Raw genomic sequence first — 23699 nt, 5'->3', positions numbered from 1 at the left:
AGCCCGTAAAAACCATGAAGCAGGGCGAAGGCCATACAGCGGGGTTTTACGGGCTTAAACGACTATCGGGCCTTGATTATTTCAGTAAAATCGCGTGATTTTAACGAAGCACCACCAACCAGGCCGCCATCGACGTCAGGCTGGGCAAAAAGTTCGGCGGCATTGCCTGCGCCAACGCTCCCACCATACAGGATGCTAATGTCCGCAGCAAGCTCCTTTCCGTATTTATCCGCCAGATGCCCCCGCAAGGCGGCATGCATCTCCTGCGCCTGTTCGGCCGAAGCAGTGAGGCCCGTACCAATGGCCCAGATCGGTTCATAGGCTATGACAATTTTACGAAGGTCCTCGGCTGTCAGATGGAACAGGCTTTCAGTCAGCTGGTTTTTAACAAAGCCGATGTAATCATGATTTTCGCGCAGATCGCGGGATTCACCACAGCAAAATATCGGTGTAAGTCCATTGGCAAGCGCAATGTCGACCTTTTCGGCCAGTTGTTCGTTCGTTTCTCCGAAATATTCCCGGCGTTCACTATGCCCTATTAAAACATGAGACAGCCCCAGTGACTTCACCATGGGAGCGGAAATCTCCCCGGTAAATGCGCCGGAGGCTTTCTGGTGAATATTCTGGACCCCGATACTGACCATTGGGGCATCCTTCACATAAGATTTCAGCGTGGATACATACAAAGCCGGTGGAAAAAGGAGCACCTGAACATCCCCGGTCACTTCGTCCTTCACCATATTGACCACTTCAGAAACCAGGATCAATGCTTCATCGAGGGTTTTATTCATTTTCCAATTACCCGCAACAATCTTTTTCGCCATATAACTCAAATTGAAATAAAATGTTTACATATTTCTACCATAAGCAAAACTAAAGGATTTCTTTATTGTTCGTGCCATTTTAGACAAAACAAAAAAGCGAATTTCACTACTTGATGTGGCATATCCCGGAAAAGTTTAATCACGGGCAAAAGGGTAGCTCTTTCGCCTGCCTGACTTTATAAACCAAAATCGACCCGCATGCATACGGCCTTTTCTATTACAGGTATACTGATCCTATTGTTTTTTCGACTACAAGCAGAAGCACAAATCGTGATCCCGCTATACGAGGGGGAAACTCCCAACAGCCGGCCCCACGAAAACAAAGAGGAGCACAAAGCGAATGACCAGGTAGACAGCCTGGCCTACAAGGTATCGGTCCCGACACTGACCCTGTTCCTGCCCGAAAAAGGAATGGCCAACGGTACGGCAGTCATTGTTTGTCCGGGCGGTGGCTACGGCGGACTGCTTACCAAGCGAGAGGGGAGCGACGTTGCACGGGCCTTCAATCGAATGGGAGTAGCGGCCTTTGTACTTAAATACCGGCTCCCAAGCGACGAAACCATGGTCGACCGCAGCATCGGCCCGCTCCAGGATGCCCAGAAAGCAATTTCGCAGGTCAGGAAGAATGCAGCCAAATGGGGAGTGAATCCCGCTAAAATCGGAATAATGGGATTTTCAGCAGGCGGCCACCTGGCCTCTACTACGGGCGTGCACTTCAGCCGGCCGGCCGGACCCGGTTTGGATAGCGGGGAAATCCGGCCCGATTTCATGTTGCTGATCAACCCGGTCATCAGTTTCCGCAAAGAGTTCGGGCACCAGGGATCCAAAGACAACCTGCTGGGCAAATCAGCTTCTTCCGAAAAAACCGACTACTTTTCAAGCGAGCTCCAGATTTCCGAAAACACCCCGCCGACCTTCCTGGTTCACAACGGAACCGACATTGTCGTACCGGTCGAAAACAGCCTGGCCTTCTACAAGGGGCTCAGAAAATACCGGATCCCGGCCGGGCTTCATATTTATTCCAAAGGCGAGCACGGGTTCCTCACCTACCCTTCATTCGATGAATGGTTCGGGCGTTGCCTGGAATGGATGCGGGCCGGCAACTTTTTACCTCTACAATAATCGCTCAAGGCTAATCTCTCAAAACCAATTCCCAACCTTTACAGGATGAAATCAATCCAAAAACTATTCCTGCCACTAACGCTGCTGGCGTTTGGCGCATTTGTTGTAATGCTGCTCACAGGACGCATTTCCGATTCCGGTCCGGCCATTATCCTGGCGCTCTTTTTCCTGGCGCTGACCTTCAGCACGCATGCAGCCCTGAAAGGATTTGTGTACACCATCGTCATCCTGGCGTCGGCCACAACCGCCTTGTTCTATCCCTCCTACTTTGTCCAGTGGGGTGATTTCAAGCTTTCGAGCGCGATTACCCCGCTGATCCAGCTGATTATGTTCGGAATGGGAACCTCCATGGGCCTTCAGGATTTCATTGGAGTGGTCAAAATGCCGAAAGGGGTCTTTATAGGCGTAGTCAGCCACTTTATTATCATGCCGCTACTCGGGTTTACTCTGGCGAGCATCAGCAACCTGGAGCCTGAAATTGCTGCCGGCATCATCCTGATCGGCTGCTCGCCCAACGGGATGGCGTCGAACGTAATCTCTTACCTGGCTAAGGCCAACCTTGCACTTTCGATTACGATTACCGCTATTTCCACCATGATGGCCCCCTTTGTTACACCGCTGCTGATGAAATTGCTGGCTGGAGCGTTCGTGGAAATCAATACGCTGGATATGATGTGGGACATCATGAAAATGGTCATTATACCCATTGGCGCCGGGCTTCTTTTTAACCGTCTTTTCAGCGGAAAAGTAAAATGGCTTGATGAAGGCATGCCTTATGTCTCCATGTTCGGCATCGCGGCGATCATCGTGGTCATCACCGCTGCCGGCCGCGACCACCTGCTGTCAATAGGTCCGATTCTTATTCTTTTGGTAACCATTCACAATCTTTCAGGCTACCTGCTCGGCTACTGGTCGGGCCGTTTATTCAGGATGAGCGAGCGGGATTGCCGTACCATTGCCATCGAGGTAGGCATGCAGAACGGCGGACTCGCTTCCGGGATTGCGAAGGAGATGGGCAAAATGGCTACCATAGGCCTCGCTCCGGCGCTTTTCGGCCCTATGATGAACATAACCGGGTCCATACTCGCCTCTTGGTGGCACCGCAGGCCACCCCGCGACGAACCGAAATAGTGAAGGTAAAAATCTGGTGATTGTTGCTACATTTGTGACCCGACCATCAAATTGAAACCATTAAATCATTTTTACATGCGGATTATTCAACTTACTCTCGCTCTTTGCCTGGCACTGGGAATTACCTCAGTAGCCCAGAAAGCACCCGAGGCCAAGGCCGGCTGGATGCTGGGCGCGCAGGCGTACACCTTCAGGCTCTTCACTTTAGATGAGGCCTTGAGAAAAATTGACAGCTGCGGGCTTAAAAACGTTGAAATCTACGGCGGTCAGACCATCGGCGGTGGCATCGACGGGAAGGTCGACTACAAGATGAGCAAAGAAGAAAGGGCTAAACTGAAAGGGCTGTTCAAAAAATACGGCATCACGCCGACTGCTTTTGGTGTGGTTAATGCCGGCACCGAGGCAGAATGGGCGCAGCTATTTGAATTTGCAAAGGATCTGGGCGTCAAAGTAATCAATACCGAGCCGGATCCTTCCCATTTCGCGTTCCTGGTGCCTATGGCAGAAAAAAACAAAATCAGGCTGGGTATTCATAACCACCCCAAGCCATCACGCTACTGGCATCCGGATTCTGTGCTGAAATACCTGGCAAAAAGTCCTTATATCGGCGCCTGCGTCGATTTGGGCCACTACGTTCGTTCAGGCCTCGACCCGCTTGAATCCATGAAAAAATTCAACGGCAGAATCGTAAGCTTCCACTTTAAAGATGTAGTTCCCGGGCCGACCGAAGGCAAATTCCATGACGTAATCTGGGGACAGGGAAACTGCAAGGTGGATGAGGTGATTGCTGAAATGAAGCGTCAGAAGTTTACCGGTACCATTTCGGCGGAGTACGAGTATAACTGGCAGAACAGCGCCCCCGACGTAGCCAAAAGCGTCGCTTATTTCAGGGAAGCGTTCCAGCGCATCAAATAAATTTACTGCAGAAATTTGAATAGGCTAACTCAAAATAAACGGGGTTAGCCTATTATTTTGCCCTTAAAAAGCATAGTTTTACATACGACTGATCAATTCCTGCTTTGGCATTAAAATCAGAAAACACAAGATTGCTGTTCGGGCTGAAGCTCAAACAGTTGCGGGTGGACAAGAAACTGTCTTTGGGCGATCTGTCTGCAAAGTCGGGCCTCTCGGTTTCTTATATTAACGAAATCGAAAAAGGAAAAAAATATCCCAAACCGGATAAGATCAACGCACTTGCCGGGGCAATGGAAGTGGACGCCGACGCCCTGATTTCCCCCAAGCTCAGCAAGCGGCTCGAACCGATCACGGAATTGCTCGACTCCGCAATTCTGACGGAACTCCCGTTAGAGCTTTTCGGAATAGACCCGGCTACGCTGCTGCAGCTGCTCTCCGAGGCCCCCAGCAAAACCAGCGCATTTATCGGGACCCTGATCGAAATTGCCCGCAACTACAACATGTCGGTCGAACAGTTTTACTTTTCGGCCCTGCGGACTTACCAGGAAATGTACGATAATTACTTCGAGGATCTCGAACAGGAAGCCGAACGCTTCCTTTCGGAAAAAGGCGTTCCAGAAGAACAACTCATCGACGAAAAATATCTTACCGCTTTACTCACCGACGAATACCACTACCAGATACAGACCCTTGACGACAACGGACACCCCGAGCTGGACAGTGTGCGATCCGTCATGATCCCCAAAAAAGGGCATAGCCTTTTGCTGCTCAACAAGCGTCTTTCAAGTGACCAGCGCACGTTTATACTGGGCAGAGAACTGGGGTACCAGTTCCTTAACCTCAAAAAAAGACTTTTTACTACCGCCCTTGTAGAAGCAGAATCTTTTGAGCAGCTGCTTAACAATTATTTCGCCTCCTACTTCGCTAGCGCCATCCTGATCAAACGGTCTTTGCTCGTAAGCCGCCTGCGCGATTTTTTTGCGTTGGAGACCTGGCAACCCGAGCGGCTGCTGGATATGATTGCCTTCTTTAACACCACCCCGGAATCTTTTTGTTACCGGACAAGCAACGTGTTCCCGAAATATTTCGGCATCAATCAATTGTTCTTTGCACGCTTTAACGGTTATCCCGGGCACAACCGTTACGACATGACCAAGGAGCTGCACCTGGGGAGGAAACACTACCCGCATACCAAAAAGGATGAGCACTATTGCCGTCGCTGGGCCGCGCTCACCATTCTGCAGGAACTTTCGGAAGAAACCGATACCAAAGGCAAGATCCTTTGTAAAGCTCAGCTAAGCCAATACGCCGACACCGGCGAGAAATACCTGGTGGTCAGCTTTGCCAAAAATATGGCGCCGGATATTCAGAATGTAAGCGTGAACATGGGAATTTTCCTGGACGAGGCGACGCGTGCAAAAATAAAATTCACGTCATCCCCGGAGTTTCAGGTCCGCGAAGTCAACGGCACCTGCGAACGCTGTGCTATTTTCTCTTGTAAGGAAAGGATGGCCGCGCCGGTAGTTTTGCAAAAGCGGAACAAAACCGAATTACTTAAAAATGCACTGAAACAGCTCGTTTCAGAATAGGCCGGCAGGCTTTTGCCCGCTCTGACCCGCCACAGGCAGGTGCTATTTTATTTCTTATTTAAAACTTTTCGTGCTATTTTTGTGTCTTCACAAAGAGACGGCTCTATCTGAACCGTTTGTTACGGACACGGTGTTTTGCTGAACCCTTTCCGTTTACACTTTGAGCATGAGGTTATCGGCAAAGAATTTTTTGTTTTCGGCCTTTCTGGTTGCGCTTACTTTGGCTACCTGTTTCGGTGTTGAACAGGATAACCGTACGCTCATGTCAGCTGATGCGCTTACATTGGCAGAACCGATCGGCGCGCAATTGCAAAACGAAGATGAAATTTTATTCGGCTCCTCCTGCTACGTCGATGTAACCGAAACCGTTATGATACGTCACTTCGCTTCGCGTGAATGCGACGAAAGCGATGGCTCCTGGACTTCAGATGCTCCGGAAGGAATTCACTTTAACGACCACAACGACGAGCAGACGACTACGCCGATGTACAGCTGGATCATGCTGACTGTTCACCCGACGGCGACTTACAGCATGCCTTTCCAGGAAATCTGCCCCTTACATCCCGGTTCCAACTATCCGCCGCCCCAGGCCTGACGCCCCCTGACCGGTTCCTCTTTTTTGTTTTAAAGTTTCTTCCGTCCGGAAGGAGAACAGCTCAACGCTATTTCTCAATAGCACATTTTTCATTTTATTTTTTGCCATGAAAAGCATTTTTTTGGGGTTGCTATGCCTCCTGATATGGGGTTGCAACTCAACTGCCTCCAATGAAACCAAAACCCCGGAAGTAGGCGAATTCCCTACGATTGTATTAGGCCCTAAACAAATCTCGCTTCACCGTGAATACGTCGGTGATATCCAGGCGGTACGAAATGTCCAGATTTATGCCCGCGTCAAGGGATATATGGAGCACATTTATGTCGATGAAGGCCAGGACGTAAAAAGGGGACAGCTTCTTTTCCGAATCAACCGGGAAGAATACCAAACCGAGCTGGCTACTGCCAAGGCAAACCTGCAAAGCGTAATTGCGGAAGCCAAAGCCATGGAGCTTGAAGTAAACCGGGTCAAAGACCTCGTCTCTAAAAATGTGGTTTCCAGGAGCGAGCTGGATGTAGCCCAGGCCAAGTATGACGCTTTGGCCGCGAAAATAGAAGCGGCACGGTCAGCGGAATCCAGCGCGGCGATCAACCTGGCCTATACCGACATCAAAGCCCCCTTTGATGGTGTTATTGACAGGATCCCTTACAAAATGGGGAGCCTCATCAACGAAGGTACCCTCCTGACTACGGTTTCCGATACCAAAGCGGTGAATGTCTATTTCAACGTATCGGAGAAAGAGTACCTGGAATATGTAAAATCAAACAATGCGGCCAGCAATCATAGTGAAGTGGATCTTTATCTGGCCGATGGATCAAAATTCGCCAATAAAGGAAAAATTGAAACGCTGGAAGGCGAGTTCGACGAAAGCACCGGCTCTATTGCCTTCCGCGCCCGTTTTTCCAACCATGACAAATTACTCAAACACGGTTCCAGCGGTACCATTCGCCTGACCAATCACATAGACGGCTCACTTCTTGTGCCGCAGAAAGCGGTATTCGAGATCCAGGACAAGAGCTATGTTTTTATCGTCAACGATTCTAACCAGGTTAAAACCAGGGCCTTTATTCCCAAGACGCGGACCGGGCATTTCTATGTAGTGGAGTCCGGTCTGGAAGCAGGCGAAAAAATTGTCTATGAAGGAACTCAATCCCTCAAAGACGGCCAGTCTATTACCCCAAAGCTGGTACAAGGTGAATAATTCGGTTGAAAAAATGCCGGTCAAAAGGTAACCCGGCAGCTTACCAGATCTGAAATCATGTTTGATAATTTCATAAAACGACCAATTCTTTCACTGGTCATATCCTTATTTTTTGTCCTTCTCGGCCTTCTCGCGCTGACAGGACTGCCCATTACGCAATTCCCGGATATCGTGCCGCCTTCAGTGGTAGTAACAGGGCGGTATACGGGTGCCAACGCGGAAGTATGCGCCAAAGCTGTAGCCATTCCGCTGGAGAGAGCAATCAACGGAGTTCCCGGAATGACTTATATGTCGTCGGTCTCCGGCAATGACGGTGTAACCATTATCCAGATCTCGTTCCAGGTCGGAACGGATCCGGATCTGGCCGCGGTTAACGTCCAGAACCGGGTGCAGACTGTAATTGATGAGCTGCCGGAAGAGGTGATCAAAGCCGGGGTGACTACCGAAAAAGAAGTCAACAGTATGCTGATGTACCTCGACATCATGTCGTCGGATACCACCCTCGGGGAAGACTTCGTCTACAATTTCGCCGATATCAATATCCTGGCTGAGCTGAAGCGTATCGACGGCGTAGGTTTTGCCGAGATCAAGGGAAGCAAAGACTACTCGATGCGTGTATGGCTCAAACCAGACCGGATGGCAAGCTATAACATCTCCACCGATGAAGTGATAGCCGCCATCAGAAGCCAGAACGTGGAGGCAGCCCCCGGAAAGTCGGGGATCAGCTCCGGCCGGGAAGCGCAAATGCTTCAATACGTACTCAAATATACCGGTAAGCTGAACGAGCCCTACCAATATGAAAACATTGTGTTGAAGTCGAATGCCGACGGCTCGATGCTGAAACTGAAGGACATAGCGGACATCGAGTTCGGCTCGCTGGATTACAGTATGGCTTCAAAGTCCGACGGACGGCCGTCGGCCTCCATTATCCTGAAGCAACGCCCCGGATCGAATGCGCGCGAAGTAATCGCCAATATCAAAAAGCGTGTGGAAGAGCTGAAAGAAACCACCTTCCCGCCGGGTATGACCTACGTAGTTTCCTACGACGTCTCCCGCTTCCTGGACGCGTCAATTAATGAGGTGGTCCGGACACTGTTTGAAGCGTTCATCCTGGTAATCCTGATCGTTTATCTTTTCCTCCAGGATTTCAGGTCTACACTGATCCCGGCACTGGCTGTACCGGTGGCGCTGATCGGTACGTTTGCCTTTATGCAGCTGATGGGCTTCTCCATTAACCTTCTGACGCTTTTCGCCCTGGTACTCGCCATCGGGATTGTGGTAGACAACGCGATTGTCGTCGTCGAGGCCGTCCATGCCAAGATGAGCACAGAGCACCTCCCACCCCGCGAAGCTACCTTTGCCGCCATGAAGGAAATGAGCAGCGCCATTGTGGCCATCACGCTGGTTATGTCGGCCGTTTTTGTACCGGTAGCCTTCCTTTCAGGGCCGGTCGGGATCTTTTACCGGCAGTTTTCACTTACCCTGGCCATTTCGATTGTCATCTCGGGTATTAACGCCCTCACGCTCACACCGGCACTGTGCGCGTTAATGCTAAAAGACACGCACGGTGAAAAGAAGAACAAAAACCTGCTCGACAAATTCTTTGATAAATTCAACCAGGGCTACGATTCGCTGGCCGGCAAATACAGAAACGTCCTGAACGTCATTGCCTCCAGGCGGGTCATCACGGTCGGTTTGCTGATCGGCTTCATTTTTGCCACCTGGGGCGTAAGTTCGGTTTTGCCGACGGGCTTTATCCCTACCGAAGACCAGGGTGTTTTGTATGTCAACGTAACCTCGCCTGTCGGCGCTACGGTTGAAAGAACGGAAATCGTGCTCGACGAGATCCAGAAGGCGGCCGAACAACTGGATGCCGTGGAATCGGTGGCTACCCTGGCCGGCTATAGTCTCATGACAGAGGCTGCAGGCGCCTCTTACGGAATGGGAATGATCAACCTTACCCCATGGGACCAACGCACGGAATCGGTGCAGGATATTATTGCCAAAATGCAGGAGCTTACCAAGAACATCAAAGGTGCTGATATACAGTACTTCCCCCCGCCTACCGTACCGGGTTTTGGTAACTCCAGCGGTTTTGAGCTCCGGATACAGGACCGGAGTGGTAAGGGAGACCTCCAGGAAGCGGCCGGCATCATCAACGACTTTGTACTGGCACTGAATGAAGCTCCGGAAATAAAAGAAGCTTTTACGGGATTCGACGCCAACTTCCCGCAGTACCTGATCCACGTAGACGGGGATATGGCAGCGAAAAAAGGAGTAACCATCGACAATGCCATGAGCACCCTCCAGACATTCGTCGGAAGCTTCTATGCGTCCAACTTCATCCGGTTCAACCAGATGTATAAAGTGATGGTCCAGGCAGATCCGTCCTTCCGACGCAACCCGGAAGACATTGCCAAGCTGTTTGTCAAAAACGACCGCGGCGAAATGGTGGCTTTCTCTACATTTATCAGGTTGGAACGCGTCTACGGCCCGGAACAGCTTACCCGCTACAACATGTTTACCTCGGCAATGATCAACGGTGAAGCGGCGCCGGGCTACAGTAGTGGCGACGCCATTAAAGCGGTGGAACGACTTGCCGAAGAAAAACTGCCCAAAGGGTACACCTACGATTGGTCGGGGATGACACGAGAGGAAATTCTTGCCGGCAACCAGACGCTGTATATCTTCAGCATTTGTTTGCTTTTCGTTTACCTTCTGCTGGCCGCCCAATACGAAAGCTTCCTGCTTCCGCTGCCGGTATTGCTTTCCCTGCCGGTCGGGGTTTTCGGAGCCTTTCTTGCGCTCAAACTTTTCGGCCTGGAGAACAACATCTATGCGCAGGTTTCTTTGGTCATGCTGATTGGTTTGCTGGGGAAAAATGCAATCCTGATCGTAGAATATGCCATTATCAGGCAAAAAGAAGGCCGAACCGTACTGGAGGCGGCGCTTGAAGGCGCTTCGGAACGGCTTCGCCCGATCCTGATGACGTCCTTCGCCTTTATTGCCGGATTGGTTCCGCTTGTGATGGCCAGCGGCGCGGGCGCCCTCGGTAACCGGTCGATCGGAACGGCTGCTGCCGGTGGTATGCTAATCGGGACCATATTCGGGGTGTTCCTCATTCCCGGCCTGTATGTTCTCTTTGCCAGTATGGTCAGGAAGAAAAAGCAAAGCGAACCCTCCGGGCAAGTAGTTTCAAATTAATGTAGCCTGAAAAGAAATGATAAAAAGCAGAAGTCCGATCCTATTTTCTTTTTTCCTGGCCCTGGCAATGTCTGCCTGCCAGGTACCCAAACGCGCCCTTCCGCAGTCGGATCTGTCGGTTCCGGAAACATACGACGGCAATCATGACTCGACCAATATCGGCATAACCCGTTGGGAAACGTTTTTTGCTGATGATGAACTGAACGCCCTGATTGCCGATGCCCTCCGTAACAACCCCGATCTCCACATGGCGATACAGCGGATAGAAATGGCGCAAGCCGGCATCCTCGCCGCCCAGGGCGCCCTTCTTCCCAGCGTCGGCGTCGATGTCGCCGCAGGGGGAAGAAAGTACGGCAAGTATACAATGGATGGCGTAGGAAATTGGGATACCAATTTTTCACCCAATATTGACAGCAAACAGAAAATCCCAACCGGCTTTCTGCCGGATTACTACCTCGGGCTTCGCAGCTCATGGGAGGTCGACCTGTGGGGCAAGTTAAAATTGCAGCGGCAGGCAGCGTACAACCGTTTCGTAGCAAGCGAGCACGGCCGAAACCTCATAGTTACCGGCCTGATTGCCGAAATCGCGAGGGAATACTACCACCTTCTCACGCTTGACAGCGAACTCGCCATCATGCGGTACAACATTGATCAGCAGACCAAGGCGAGGGAAACCGTTGAAAACCTGAAACAGGCTGGAAGAGCAAATGAACTGGCCGTCAATCAATTTGAGGCCCAGCTCCTCAACACAAAAGGTATCGCCATAAAAGTATCTGCAGAAATCGTTGCGACTGAAAACCGGTTGAACAACCTGGTCGGGCGTTTCCCTCAGCCTATACACAGGGGAGAACCGCTCCGGCTGCGTACCTTCCCGAAAACAATTGCGGCGGGAATTCCGGCGCAAATGCTGAACCGAAGACCTGACGTATTGATGGCACGGAACGAACTCCTTGCAGCCCACTCCGAGCTTCAGGCGGCGGATCTGGCTTTTTTGCCGTCGCTGAACATCAGTGCCGACGTCGGCCTTCAGGCTTTCAAGGGCGGGCTCATTTTTAACCCGGGGTCGCTCGCTTACGGCTTGCTCGGCGGTTTGTCCATGCCGGTCCTGAACAGGAAAGGTCTCAAAGCCAACCAGAAAGTACGGGAGGCTGAAACCAAAGAAGCATTGCTTCAGTACAACAAGATTGTACTTTCCGGCTTTAACGAAATCCACGCGGATCTGAACCGGCTGAACAAGCTTTCAGAAATGTATCACCTTAAAACTCAGGAAGTCGCTCAGCTCCGGAACGCTGTACTGGTGTCTCATGATTTGTTTGTTGTTGGCGCGGCCAACTACCTTGAGCTGATCACCGCCCAGAACAGCGTAATCCTGGCCGAGATGGACCTGATCTCGATTCGCGAGCAACAGTTTCTGGCGCTCCTGCAATTGTACCGGTCGCTCGGCGGCGGATGGCAGTAACCGCCCCCCGGCTTATTGGCCATAGCGGTCCGCCTGATACAATAAAAAGGGCCCTGTTTTGCGACAGGGCCCTTTTTATTTCAGTCAAACAGGCAACTTCACACCCTGTTCCTGGCATTTTCTACAACTTTGGTATAAAACTGCTCGTAGAGGGGAAGAATACTGCTGACCTCAAACTCTTTTGCACGCTTCAGTGCGTTGGCCTTGAAAAGCGGCAGACGCTCGTCATCTAGGATATAAGCTGCGTTTTTTGCCATTTCCTCCACATCACCTACGTTGCTCATAAAGCCGGTTACCCCCTGTACGTTCAATTCCGGCAGCCCGCCTGCGTTACTCGTAATCAGGGGCACCTCGCAGGCAAGCGCTTCAAGCGCAGCCAGGCCAAAACTCTCCGATTCGGATGGCATCAGGAACAAGTCGGCTACTGACAACACCTCTTCTATCGCATCCAGTTTTCCGAGGAAACGTACGTCTTCGGGAATGCCCATCTCGCGCGCACGCTTTTCGATTCGCGCCCGGTCGGGTCCATCCCCTACCAGCAACAGCTTGGAGGGTACCTGGCTCCGGAGCTTATAAAACACATCGATCACGTCGTCAATCCGTTTTACCTTCCTGAAGTTGGAGGTATGAACAACCAGCTTCTCGCCGTTGGGACAGATGGCCAGTTTAAAATGCTCCTTCTTCTGCTTTTTGAAGCGTTCGAGGTCAATGAAATTCGGAATGACCGTAATATCGGAAACCACTTCGAAATGGCGGTAAGTGTCCTGTTTCAAAAACTCCGAAACGGCAGTAACTCCATCGGATTGGTTGATACTGAAAGTTACGACGGGCGCATAAGACGAATCTTTTCCGACCAGCGTGATATCCGTCCCGTGAAGTGTAGTTATCACCGGTACATGAATTCCCTGCGAAGCCAGAATCTGCTTGGCCAGGTAAGCCGAAGAAGCGTGGGGGATTGCGTAATGCACATGCAACAAATCCAGCCCGGCGTACTGCGCTACATGAACCATCTCGCTGGAGAGCGCGGACTCGTAGGGCGGGTATTGAAAGAGCGGGTAAGTAGGTATATTAACTTCGTGGTAAAAAAGATTTTCATTAAAAAAATCGAGACGTTGGGGCTGCGAATAAGTGATAAAATGTACCTCGTGACCTACTTTGGCCAGGGCCTTTCCGAGTTCTGTGGCTACTACGCCGCTACCGCCGAAGGTGGGGTAGCATACAATTCCTATTTTCATACATTAACAATGTCAAACCAGGATCGGGCGGTACTGGTTTCAGGTTTCAGCAAGCTCTAACAGCACCTCCTCCCTGCCGCCCGGTCAACGTTTGCAACTACCTTTATTTGCTTAGTTTTCCCTACTTTTGAATGTGTAACATAAATTCGTTCCGTTTAACTCCAATAACCTGGAATTTTATTGGCAACATTTACATTTCTATAGGAGCAGCCTGTTTCCAGCCGCATTTTTTTGTCACCCTTATCGCCATAACCTCCTGAAATTGTGCGTAGCAAGCCAAGTAAAAAAGATTTTCTCGTCGGGTTCCTCAGACTGGTACGCACCCAAAACCTTCTGATTATTGCGCTTACCCAATTGGCCGCCAGGATATTCCTCATCGGCCCGCGGGAACAATGGAGACAGGTGCTGGCGGACCCGTTTCTTTACCTCATTATTTTATCCACGCTATTCATAGCAGCGGCAGGCTATATTATCAATGACTATTTTGATATCAAGATTGACATCGTCAACAAACCCAGGCGGGTCATCATCGGCCGTTACCTGAAGAGGCGCATGGCCATAGGCACCCACCAGGTATTCAATGTACTCGGTGTGCTGGCAGGGCTCATCGTCAGCTATAAAGTAGCCATCATCAACGTTTTCTCGGTTTCCCTGCTCTGGCTGTATGCCGAGCGGTACAAACGGCAGCCCCTGATCGGGAACGTGGCGGTTTCCTCGCTTACCGCACTCTCTCTTCTGATACTGAGCGTTCACTATCCCGACAACCGGACGCTCGTCGTGATTTACTCCGTTTTCGCCTTTTTTATTTCACTCATCCGGGAGATTGTGAAGGATATCGAAGACATCAGGGGCGATGCGGCACACGGCTGTAGGACGCTTCCGATTGTGCTCGGAATCAGGGGGACCAAACAGGTACTGTATGTGCTGATCGTCATCTTCACGATCGGGCTGGCGATCGGCGCGGAATCGCTTCATAACCAGGCGCTCACTTGGGCATTTGCAGGCCTTGTAATTTCTTTTGCCTGGCTGTTTTATATGGTGCGCCGTGCGCAAACCAAAAAGGATTTCGGCCGCATTAGTACCGTTTGCAAAGTAATCATGCTAATTGGCTTACTTACAATGGCTTTCATTTGAAATATCACCTATCTTAGGAGATAAAAGCAAATAACCCCCGATTCAAATGAAAACGCTACGATCTATTTTCCTGCTCTGCGCCGCAATCCTCGTCTCTGCCTCTTCACTTCGTGCACAAAACTGCTTCGGAGTACTTCTTAAAGAAGGGGGCGGCTTTGAAATGACCAATTTTGACGGGAAAGGCAAGTCTGTCGGCACTTTAAAATACAGGTTTGTTTCAGTCCGCGATGAATCCGGGTTTACCGTTGCCGATATTGAGCTTGAAAGCTTCTCCAGTAAGGGAAAATCTGAATATAAACAGAAGTTTACCATGAAATGCAATGGCAATGAATCGATGATCGACGCACGCTCCATGGTAATGGAAGAGCAACTGAAGTCGTTCGACTCCTACAAAATGACACTGACCAGCAATGATATTGTTTATCCCAATCAGTTCCAGGTAGGACAAACCCTGAAAGATGCGTCTCTTAAAGGAAGCGGCGATATGTCGGGAATCCCGATTGAGTTCGACATGCAGATTACCGACCGGAAGGTAGTTTCGAAGGAGAAAATAAAGGTGGGTGCGGGAGAGTTTGACGCCTTCAAAATAACCGCCCACAATAAAATGATGAACAAAACGGTTGTTACCATCAATGTTGATTTTGAAACGGTTAGCTACAGGGCGCCCGGCGTCATCTGGGATATCAAAACCGAAACCTACCGGAAAGGCAAGCTGATCGCGGCTTCGGAGCTCACCAAAATTTACTGACAGCGGGGTCCAAAAGGCGCCGGCCGCATTCTCACTGCAAATTTCAGCTTTTTTTAGCCTGATCATTACACTAACTTTACCGCACCAAAAGATCGTGTAATGAAAAGAATTGCCATACTGGCCTCGGGTTCAGGAACGAATGCCGAAAACATCTCGAAATATTTCCAGGACAGAGCAGAGGTAGAGGTTTCGCTGATCCTGACCAATAATCCTGACGCCGGCGTCATCCAACGGGCCCGGCGTCTTCATATCCCGGTAATCCTGTTTGACAAAGTCTCGTTTTATAAGACAGACCGCATCCTGAATATCCTTCAGCAATCACAGATCGACCTCGTTGTATTAGCTGGCTTTATGATGTTGATACCCGGCAACCTGGTAAGTGCTTTTCACAACCGGATCATCAACATTCATCCTGCCCTTCTCCCGAAATTCGGTGGCAAGGGAATGTACGGTTCGTTTGTCCACGAGGCCGTAGCTCAAGCAGGTGAGCCGGAAACGGGGATTACCATCCATTTCGTCAACGAACATTACGACGAAGGCCGCGTCATTTTCCAGGCAAGCTGTCCCGTAAATGCAAACGATACGCCCGATGACATCGCAAACCGCGTGCACGCATTGGAATACCTGCATTTCCCGCAGGTAATAGAAAAGGTGCTCACCGAATTGCCCCTGCCCGGCTAAGCGGGTTCAATCATTACCGGCTTTCTTGCGCATGAGCTCCTCGTAAACAAGATCCATGATCCCGGTCCTGATGTTCAGTCTCCCCAACGCCGAACTCGCCCGGGTTGGATAAACGCGGTTGGACAGGAAGACGTAATTAAGTCCCCACGCGGGGTCTGCCCAGGTCATGATACCGGTAAAACCGGTGTGCCCGTAGCTGGAAGGGCTTGCATACCGCGGAGCATTTCCCGTATAGCGAAATGTAGGCTTGTCAAAACCGATTCCCCGCCTGTTTCCTATTTCGGGAAACTGGTAGCTTGTAAAGGTTTCCAGGGTACCGGGCTTCAAAAAGCGGTCACCGCCGTAATACCCTTTCTGCAGGTACATTTGCCACACTTTCATCACATCATTGGCGTTTCCGAATAAGCCTGCGTGACCGCTCACCCCACCCATCATCGCGGCGGTTTCGTCATGCACATGACCGTGCACAAGCGTATGCCGGAAAATGGTGTCCACTTCTGTCGGTGCTATCATGTCTGCGCGGTAGTAGCGCAGCGGGTTGAATGTAAGCGAGGTAGCGCCCAACTTCCTGAAAAAGTTTCCCTGCAGATAATCCTCGAAGCTTTCACCGCTCAACTCCTTCACAATTTTGGGATAAAGGGTAAATGAAAGATCGCTGTAGACGTAATCCTTCGTGGCATTCAGCGGGGAATCCTTTATCCCCTTCACCATCCGGGCCGGGTACTTCCGGTGCAGGTATAGTTTTCCAGGGACGATTTCAATCGGATAGGCCCGGGAAGCTTCGCTTCTGAAAGTCTTCTTTTTCCAGGTGCCGTCTTCTTTCCTGGCATTTTGCCAAAAAACGATAAATGCTTTCAACCCCGCCTTGTGCGTCAGAAGGTCGCGCAGCTTCATATCGGCTTTGTTCGATTTCCGGAAAAAACGATAATAGTCGCCCAGCCCTTTGTCAAGGTCAAGCATCCCGCTGTCATAAAGCCCCATCAATGCGGTGGTGGATGCCGTGATTTTGGTTACCGAAGCCAGGTCATACAAATCCGTTTCCCTGACCTGGCGTTTTTCCTCGTAGGTGGGACTCCCGAATGCTTTCCGGTAAAATACCTTGCCGTCTTTCGCCAGCTGAATGACACCACCCGGCGTGGCTTTCTCCCTGAGCGCCAGGGCGATCATGGAGTCTATCCGCGAATTAAGCCGGTCTGAGTCAATGCCGATTTCCTCCGGAACGGTATACTTCAACCGGCCTATTGCTTCCAACCCGATTCCGTTTCCGTACCTGAACCGTTCATTTACCGTCACCGGCAACTTTCCTACGGCCGGGATAGCGCCAAAAATCAACTGCGCCGATAAATCTTCCGTATATGGAGTCAGCTGATAACCCAATACAATAGCCCGGGCCCGGTCAATACCGGTTAGCTTTGCCAGCGAATATGGGTTCCCCAACACAGTCACCACAGTCTTCTTTGCCTTCGTAATCCTTTCAAGGGCTTTATTAACAGCGGCTGTAACGCCATACTGAACCCCTGGACGTATACTGCTTAAATGAAGCGTCAGCAGGACAACGTCATATGGCCTCAGCGCCGCCTCCAGGCTATCGATTTCCGGGTCTCCGGCTTTATCGGATACCTGGAAAAGGTCTACCGCAGTGTAAAGACCCGCCGTTTTCTGAAAAATCGTCGGCTTTCCATCCCCGATAGAAACCACCGCAATTTTCAGGCTGTCGAGTCCGCGGAGCGGCAGCAGGTCCGCGTCATTTTTGAGCACGGTAAGGGCCCGTTCCGTCAGCAACCGGTTGGTGAGCTCCGCCGCCTTCGGGTTAAGATCTTCGTATAAATTCTCCAATGCTACCGGTCTGTAGTGGTTAAGGCCGACCCACGCCTTGGCCGCCAATACCCGCTTGCAGCGCTCAGCAATCTCCGCAGGGGTAATTTCTCCCTTCTCTATTGCTTCCTTTATCCTGGCGATGGCTTTCGGTACGTCTTCGGTAAATTCAAGCACATCCATACCTGCCACAAGTCCTTTTGCGTCTGCAAGTCCGTCGGAAAAATATTTGGTTATTCCTTTCATGTTCATGGCATCCGAATATACCAATCCCTCAAAGCCCAGTTCGCGGCGAAGCAAATCGGTAACAATACGTTTTGAAAGCGTAGAAGGCAAATTGGGCGTATCATCCAGTGCCGGGATGCTCAAATGGGCAATCATCACACCCGACAGGCCATTTTTAATAAGCTCCTTGAAAGGATACAGTTCCACCGAATCCAGTTGCTGCCGGTTGTGGCTGATAACCGGTAATTCATGATGTGAATCCGAGCCTGTATCGCCGTGACCCGGAAAATGCTTGGCACTGGTCAGCAAACCATAATCCTGCATCCCGCGCATGTACGCTACGGCCTTTTCAGCCACCTGGTATTTATTTTCACCGAATGACCGGAAGTTGATAACGGGGTTTGCCGGATTGTTGTTCACATCAGCAACGGGAGCAAAGTTAATATGCACCCCCAGTCTCCGCGCCTGCTGCGCCACTTCTTTTCCCATCCTGTAAATCAGATCATTTGCCTGGCTCGCTGCTCCCAACGTCAGCATATAGGGATAGCGAACCGTGCTGTCAATACGCATTGCCAACCCGAACTCCGCATCCATCGCTACCAGGAGCGGAACCTTTGCCGCCGACTGAAGCCGGTTGGTGACGCGGGCCTGGGGTACCGGCCCGCCCTGGAAAAACACGACGCCGCCCACTTTATGGTCCCGGACCAGTTTTTCAACGGTTTCCGGGCTCACCCGATCAGTTCCGACGAGAGAGCGCCCAACGTCGGAAGTCACCGCTACCATAAGAAGTTGCGCAATCTTTTCGTCGTCAGACAACGTTGCAAAAACCGAATCTACCCAATGCGGGTCGGCCTTCAGAAACGATGGTTGTTGCGCCTGTACATGCGGTACGGCCAAAAGAAAAAGCAATACAAATCCAAGAATATGCCTCATAATGAATGGATAAGAGTCAGAAACATGCCGGGAATGAAAGTAGCTAATCGTCCTCAAACCAACGAAATTATCACTATTTTCAGCTATTTGCCGAAAATTCGTTGCTTTCCGGTGAGAAAATAGTAGTTTACTACACGAATCAAGTAGTTTAGTCAAAATTTACCCGGGTTTTCTGTGCGCTTCTTTAAGTTTATCTTTCAGATTTTGCTCCTTTCCATCCTCGTTGTCGGCGCGGTAACCATCTGGCGCGGAGCCCGGCATGGAAACTGGTTTACCGGCTGGTTTGCGGAGACCACCGGCCGGTCGGTCTCGACCCACTCGGTAGTATTGGAAGAGGTGGTCGCAATGGGAAAGCTCGAGCTTGTCAAGTATAATTTCAAAGATATAGTGGAGCACGAGATAGTCAGACAATGGCTCCCTAACTCCAGGGCGATCCTGGTCGTACAGGGCGAAGCCGTTGGCTGTATAGACCTCACGCGGGTCCGTCCGGACGATATCCAGGCCGGCGGCGATACGCTTTTGATTCATCTGCCCGAGCCGGAGCTCTGCGTTTTCAAGATCGATCACGGCAAATCCAAGGTATACAATACTGAATATGCGCTGATGGACGAAGCCCGCCTTGTGGACGAAGCCTACCGGGAAGCAGAAACCAAAATCAGGCAGTCGTCTCTCGAAATGGGTATTCTCGACGAAGCCAGAGAAAATGCACGCAAAGTGCTCACTCCCTTGCTTAGCAAATCATCAGGGAAACCGGTTGCGATTGTTTTTCCCTTGAATGCAACCCGGGAAAGACTCAAATAGCTACCAACTCACCTTTTAAACCCATCATTTAGAAACCATACGAAATGAAACACTCCGGCCTCATTGAACCCGCAGCCATCCAACAGCTTATTCACGATGGTGAAATAGAAACCGTCATACTTGCTTTCACGGATCACTACGGCAGGTTTCTGGGCAAACGACTGGATGCAGACTATTTTGCCGACGAAGCATTGCTAAATGGCTCGCATGGGTGCGACTATCTGCTCACCACCGATATGGCGATGGAGCCGGTTGCCGGTTACGAATTTGCCAGCTGGGAGCTGGGATATGGCGACTTTCACCTTGTACCGGATCTTACCACGATCAGAAAAGCCGACTGGCTCGACAAAACTGCTATTGTGCTTTGCGATCTTTTTGACGACAAAGCACACGCGCCGGTGGCGGTTGCCCCGCGGAACCTTCTGAAACGACAGCTGGAGAATGCCGAAAAAGAGGGCTGGGCAGCATGCGCCGCTACCGAGCTGGAATACTATCTTTTTGAAAACTCTTACCGGGCTGCATTTGAGCAGCACTACCAGGACCTGAGGCCCGCCGGGTATTACCTGGAAGACTACCACCTGCTGCAGGGAACCAGGAATGAGGGCTTTACCGGGAAGGTACGTCGGCATCTCAAGAACTCCGGCATACAGGTCGAAAATTCCAAGGGAGAATGGGGCCTCGGTCAACATGAAATAAACATTAAATACGCTGATCTGCTAAAGGCCGCCGACAATCACGTACTTTTTAAGCAATGCCTGAAAGAGGTTGCCGACAGCCAGGGCTTATCGCTGACCTTTATGGCGAAATTCGCCACTGACCAGGCCGGATCAAGCAGTCATATTCACCTGAGCCTTTGGAAAAACGGGAAAAACGCATTTACAGGCGATCATCAGCTCGGTCCGGTCAAAGGGACTTCCGACTATTTCAGGTGGTTCCTGGGTGGATGGCTGGCGCATGTTCCCGATGTAATGCCTTTTTACGCCCCGACGGTCAACTCCTATAAGCGATTCGTTGACGGCTCCTGGGCGCCTACCCGCCTCGCCTGGAGTTTTGACAACCGGACGGCCGGGTTCCGGGTCGTCGGCAGCGGGTCGAGCTTAAGGATCGAATGCAGGATACCTGGAGCCGACTGTAACCCCTACCTTGCCCTGGCAGCTTCCATCGCCTCAGGGCTTGACGGTATCAAACACCGGATCGAACCTCCTGAGTGCTTTATCGGGGATATCTATGCCGCCGCGGGCCTCCCCAGGGTTCCCTATACCTTATCAGAAGCCATTGCCGGCTTCGAAAAAAGCAGTTTTGCCCGGGAAGCTTTTGGCGAAAAAGCATTTAACCATTACCTGCACTTTTTTAAAGCAGAACAAAAGGCCTATGATATCGCTGTTAACGATTGGGAACTCAAGCGGTACTTCGAGCAGATATAGCGGGCAATAGCAACTTGTTTCTGATGAGTTTGCACAGGCATTTTCGGTTATTTCCGGTAAACAGCTACACCGTTCAGAGCCCCCTGCTAACCTTTTTGGCGCTGCTGATACCGCTCGCATTGTCGGGCCGGTCCGAAGCCGACAGCCTGAGAGCGCTGATCGCCGGCAGCCGGGAAGACTCTGCCAAAGTACACCTGCTCTACAGGTACGGCGAGCTGTTCGAGGGCAACCGTACGGATTCAGCCGCCTTTTATTATTGGAAAGCCAGGAAATTGGCCGAAGACATCGGCTACAGCCGCGGCGTAGCGGTTTTCGCCAGCCATTACATCGTTATCCTGAACAACGAGGGAAAATTTCGCGAAGCGCTGAAAATCGCGCAGGAAGCCCTCGAACTTTTCAAAAAAACAGGCGACAAAAACGAGCTTGCAACCGCTTACCTCAATGTAGGCAGCGAATGGCAATACCTTTCCGATCTGTCAACCGCATCTTCCTATTACCTTCTCTCAAAAAAATATGCGGAAGAAACCGGCAACCTCCGTCTTCAACGTATCAGCAACAATAACCTTGCATCGGTATTTATCCAGCTCAATGAATTTGAAAAGGGAAAAGCCTACGCTGAAACAGCGTTGATCCTGGCAAGAAAGCTAAAAAACGAGTACGCCGTAGCATCGTCGATGTTCAATATCGCTACGGCATGGACCCAGCTGAAACGACCGGACAAAGCTCTGCCCATTTACCAGGAAGTCAGGAGAATCGGGGAGAAAGAAAAGGACGACGGGTTGCAGCTTGACGGCTGGATCGGGATCGCTGAAGCATACCGTGCCTTGTCTGACGAAACGGCCGCTGAAGAATATTACAAGCGTGTTATTAATTATTCTCAAAACCGGGATATTCCCGAATATAAGATGTATGCCTGCCTCGGCCTTGGCGACCTGCTTCTCAATTCGGGTCGCCGTCGTGAGGCGGCATCCTACCTCGCCGACGGCCTCATGCTCGCCCGTAAAATGGGGTCGAACCTCGAATTGAAAGATTTTTACCTGAAGATGTCGCTTCTGCATGAAAAAGAAGGGGACTTTGTAAAAGCACTCGACTTTAGAAAGCAGTTTGAAGTTTTGCATGATTCCATCGTCGGTGAAAAAAGCAGGGCGGAAGTATCGAACCTGGAAGCCCGGTACGAGTTCGAGAAAAAAGAAGGGATGATCAGGCAATTGAAAGCCTCTGTCAAAGTGCGGCAGCTTCTCCTGAAAAGAAAAAGCCTTTTCAATTACCTCCTGGCAGGCGGGTCATTGGGCCTTCTCACCCTGCTCCTCCTGCTCTACCGGAATTACCAGGCCAAACAGAAAATTCAGCGTCACCGAATCGCTGAGCTTGAGGCTGAAAAAAAGCTGACAATAACCGAAGCGCTTCTCAAAGGCGAAGAACAGGAAAGAAGCCGCCTGGCAAAAGACCTGCACGACGGGCTCGGCGGCATGTTGTCCGGCGTAAAGCTGTCGCTCAGCAGGTTGAAAAATGCCCAGACCCTGCTTCCGGGCGACCAACACACCGTGGGGCGCAGCCTGGACATGCTGGATAGCTCCATTCACGAAATGCGGCGCCTTGCACGCAACTTAATGCCGGAATCGCTGGTCAGGTTCGGCCTGAACGCCGCGCTCTGCGATTTCTGCACGGATTTGAACCGCTCAGGTGCAATAACCGTATCTTATCAGAGCTTTGGCATGGAGAATGCAACTATTAACCAGAAAATAGGGATCAGCGTATACCGTATTGTCCAGGAGCTTTTCAACAACATTTTGAAGCATGCCCATGCAGACGCAGCCATTGTACAGATTTCTCTCCATGACGCCCTGCTCAGCATTACCGTTGAAGACGATGGGGTGGGTTTCGTACCTGCGGAGAGTTCGCCCGACCCTGGCATGGGATTGAAAAACATCAGGAGCCGTGTAGAATTCCTGGGCGGAAAAATCGATCTTCGCTCTTCTCAGGGAAATGGGACCTCGGTACTTATTGAAATTCCGACATGAGCATAAGAGTTTTCATTGTAGACGATCACCACATGGTAATCGAAGGCATACGGTTTCTGCTTCAAGGCGAAACGTCCGTCGAGTGCCTGGGGCATGCCACCAGCGCCGCATCGTGCCTTGCTTTTCTGTCGGTCAGTCAGCCGGATATAATCCTGATGGATATTAATTTACCCGACACCAGCGGCATCGAGTTGTGCAGAGTGGTTAAGCTTAGATACCCTTCTTTACAGGTAATTGGGCTGAGTACCTTTAATCAGCAAAGCTTTGTTGAGAGGATGATTCAGAACGGCGCTTCAGGCTATATCCTTAAAAATGCAACCCGGGAAGAACTCGTTACCGCGATTCACCGGGTGAACAAGGGAAAAAAGTATTACAGCGCCGAAATTGCGCAATCACTTAAGAGTGGGCAACCGGGAATTCCACTCCTTACCCGCCGGGAAAAGGAAGTGCTTGAGCTCATCGCAGAAGGATACACCAATGCTGAAATTGCGGATAAGATCTATGTTTCGGTGACAACGGTTGATACCCACCGGAAGAATCTCCTGGCAAAATTTGATACACGGAATACGGCGTCGCTTATCAGGATGGCGATGAACTGCGGACTACTCTGAAAACAGGCTTCTCCAGGTGCCGGATCGGAGT

The 23699-nt window shown here is 50.9% G+C and carries 18 protein-coding genes; 15 read left to right on the top strand and 3 right to left on the bottom strand.

From position 1 onward, the window contains the following. Positions 1-62: 62 nt before the first annotated feature. Positions 63-824 (bottom strand): triose-phosphate isomerase, encoded by a 762-nt coding sequence (gene tpiA / locus ABD852_RS09975; RefSeq protein WP_345028329.1) that lies wholly within the window; start codon positions 822-824, stop codon positions 63-65. 198 nt (positions 825-1022) lie between these two features. On the opposite strand from tpiA, the gene ABD852_RS09970 reads away from it, so the two are divergent. From ABD852_RS09970 to ABD852_RS09935, 8 genes are all read left to right on the top strand, one after another. Beyond that, positions 1023-1946: an alpha/beta hydrolase gene (locus tag ABD852_RS09970; RefSeq protein ID WP_345028327.1), complete on the top strand. Its 924-nt coding sequence runs from the start codon at positions 1023-1025 to the stop codon at positions 1944-1946. 45 nt (positions 1947-1991) lie between these two features. Further along, the gene (locus ABD852_RS09965) at positions 1992-3077 is read left to right on the top strand and encodes a bile acid:sodium symporter family protein (RefSeq protein WP_345028323.1); all 1086 of its coding nucleotides are present in this window, start codon (positions 1992-1994) and stop codon (positions 3075-3077) included. Positions 3078-3152: 75 nt separating this feature from the next. Further along, positions 3153-3992, top strand: coding sequence for a sugar phosphate isomerase/epimerase family protein (locus ABD852_RS09960; RefSeq protein WP_345028321.1), 840 nt, complete (start codon positions 3153-3155; stop codon positions 3990-3992). A gap of 104 nt (positions 3993-4096) precedes the next feature. Further along, the gene (locus ABD852_RS09955) at positions 4097-5581 is read left to right on the top strand and encodes a helix-turn-helix domain-containing protein (protein ID WP_345028319.1); all 1485 of its coding nucleotides are present in this window, start codon (positions 4097-4099) and stop codon (positions 5579-5581) included. 166 nt (positions 5582-5747) lie between these two features. Beyond that, positions 5748-6176: a hypothetical protein gene (locus tag ABD852_RS09950; protein WP_345028318.1), complete on the top strand. Its 429-nt coding sequence runs from the start codon at positions 5748-5750 to the stop codon at positions 6174-6176. Positions 6177-6282: 106 nt separating this feature from the next. Beyond that, entirely contained in the window at positions 6283-7377 is a 1095-nt protein-coding gene (locus ABD852_RS09945) for an efflux RND transporter periplasmic adaptor subunit (RefSeq protein ID WP_345028315.1), read from the top strand. Positions 7378-7434: 57 nt separating this feature from the next. Further along, positions 7435-10581 carry an efflux RND transporter permease subunit gene (locus ABD852_RS09940; RefSeq protein WP_345028313.1) on the top strand — a complete coding sequence of 1049 codons (3147 nt, stop codon included), beginning with the start codon at positions 7435-7437 and terminating at the stop codon, positions 10579-10581. A gap of 16 nt (positions 10582-10597) precedes the next feature. Beyond that, on the top strand, positions 10598-12040 hold the full coding sequence (locus ABD852_RS09935) for a TolC family protein (RefSeq protein ID WP_345028312.1): 1443 nt from the start codon (positions 10598-10600) through the stop codon (positions 12038-12040). A 98-nt stretch (positions 12041-12138) separates the two neighbouring features. Here ABD852_RS09935 and bshA read toward each other — a convergent pair whose 3' ends face one another. Continuing rightward, entirely contained in the window at positions 12139-13275 is a 1137-nt protein-coding gene (bshA, locus tag ABD852_RS09930) for an N-acetyl-alpha-D-glucosaminyl L-malate synthase BshA (protein ID WP_345028311.1), read from the bottom strand. 264 nt (positions 13276-13539) lie between these two features. Between bshA and ABD852_RS09925 the strand changes: the two genes are divergently transcribed. From ABD852_RS09925 to purN, 3 genes are all read left to right on the top strand, one after another. Continuing rightward, the gene (locus ABD852_RS09925) at positions 13540-14409 is read left to right on the top strand and encodes a geranylgeranylglycerol-phosphate geranylgeranyltransferase (protein WP_345028310.1); all 870 of its coding nucleotides are present in this window, start codon (positions 13540-13542) and stop codon (positions 14407-14409) included. A gap of 46 nt (positions 14410-14455) precedes the next feature. Next, positions 14456-15157 carry a TapB family protein gene (locus ABD852_RS09920; RefSeq protein ID WP_345028308.1) on the top strand — a complete coding sequence of 234 codons (702 nt, stop codon included), beginning with the start codon at positions 14456-14458 and terminating at the stop codon, positions 15155-15157. A 99-nt stretch (positions 15158-15256) separates the two neighbouring features. Beyond that, positions 15257-15838: a phosphoribosylglycinamide formyltransferase gene (gene purN / locus ABD852_RS09915; protein WP_345028307.1), complete on the top strand. Its 582-nt coding sequence runs from the start codon at positions 15257-15259 to the stop codon at positions 15836-15838. A 6-nt stretch (positions 15839-15844) separates the two neighbouring features. On the opposite strand, the gene ABD852_RS09910 is transcribed toward purN, so the two are convergent. After that, the gene (locus ABD852_RS09910) at positions 15845-18811 is read right to left on the bottom strand and encodes a serine hydrolase domain-containing protein (protein WP_345028306.1); all 2967 of its coding nucleotides are present in this window, start codon (positions 18809-18811) and stop codon (positions 15845-15847) included. Positions 18812-18985: 174 nt separating this feature from the next. Here ABD852_RS09910 and ABD852_RS09905 point away from each other — a divergent pair, with 174 nt between their 5' ends. The 4 genes from ABD852_RS09905 to ABD852_RS09890 are packed head-to-tail and all read left to right on the top strand — an operon-like array spanning position 18986 to position 23668. After that, positions 18986-19612 (top strand): DUF4230 domain-containing protein, encoded by a 627-nt coding sequence (locus ABD852_RS09905; protein ID WP_345028305.1) that lies wholly within the window; start codon positions 18986-18988, stop codon positions 19610-19612. Between the two features lie 44 nt (positions 19613-19656). Continuing rightward, positions 19657-21036, top strand: a complete 1380-nt coding sequence (locus tag ABD852_RS09900; protein WP_345028303.1) for a glutamine synthetase family protein — start codon at positions 19657-19659, stop codon at positions 21034-21036. A 23-nt stretch (positions 21037-21059) separates the two neighbouring features. After that, on the top strand, positions 21060-23057 hold the full coding sequence (locus ABD852_RS09895) for an ATP-binding protein (protein WP_345028300.1): 1998 nt from the start codon (positions 21060-21062) through the stop codon (positions 23055-23057). After that, positions 23054-23668 (top strand): response regulator, encoded by a 615-nt coding sequence (locus ABD852_RS09890; protein WP_345028297.1) that lies wholly within the window; start codon positions 23054-23056, stop codon positions 23666-23668. The genes ABD852_RS09895 and ABD852_RS09890 overlap by 4 nt, the downstream gene beginning before the upstream one ends. Positions 23669-23699 lie beyond the last annotated feature (31 nt).

Source organism: Ravibacter arvi, from assembly GCF_039540405.1.
Classification (GTDB): Bacteria; Bacteroidota; Bacteroidia; order Cytophagales; family Spirosomataceae; genus Ravibacter; species Ravibacter arvi.
Note: the sequence above shows the minus strand (reverse complement) of the source record. Positions and strands in the feature narration are given on the sequence as shown.